Below are 598 nucleotides of genomic sequence, written 5' to 3'. Positions count from 1 at the left end.
CATCGCCCAGGCCATCGGCGCTCTGGACCTGGTACCGGTAGACCGCCGCGTGGGCGGCCCCGGCACCAGCTATCTCATGGCGCCCTTCACCCATGTGTCTCCGGACCGCGCGGCCCGGTTTTCTCCGAAGGGTTTCGGCGTGCTCTATATCGCCCAGGCCTTCGAAACGGCCCTGGCCGAGACCATCCATCATTTTGAGAACTTCATGCGCCGGACGGATGAGCCGCCCAGCATCGAACAGTTCCGCGAGCTCACATTTACCATCGACACCCGGCTGCATGATATTCGCTCCGGAGACCCGGCGTGGGATCCACTCCTGCTTCCCACGGACTACACTGCCAGCCAGGCAGCTGCCGACACGCTTCGCGCCAATGACGGCCAAGGGATCGTCTATCCCAGCGTGCGACATCCCGGCGGCGAATGCGCAGCCTCCTCCTCGCCTGACCTGGTCAAGGTCCCGACACCGGCCGCCCATTTCGAATATCACTGGAACGGCGAGCGCGTTGACTGGGTACGCGACGGCAGGACCGTCTATCGGGTCGCCTGATATGGCCGGCCTATGCTGGATATGTCGGCTTGCGGTCCTGCGAGAAGACCT

1 protein-coding gene is annotated in these 598 nt (G+C 64.0%); it reads left to right on the top strand.

Annotated features, from left to right (window positions below):
• On the top strand, positions 1–547 hold a 547-nt coding region (locus tag PKF00_RS44100; RefSeq protein ID WP_271223767.1), incomplete at its 5' end, for an RES family NAD+ phosphorylase.
• Positions 548–598 lie beyond the last annotated feature (51 nt).

The sequence above is a fragment of the Streptosporangium carneum genome, assembly GCF_027922005.1.
Lineage (GTDB): Bacteria > Actinomycetota > Actinomycetes > Streptosporangiales > Streptosporangiaceae > Streptosporangium > Streptosporangium carneum.
Note: the sequence above shows the minus strand (reverse complement) of the source record. Positions and strands in the feature narration are given on the sequence as shown.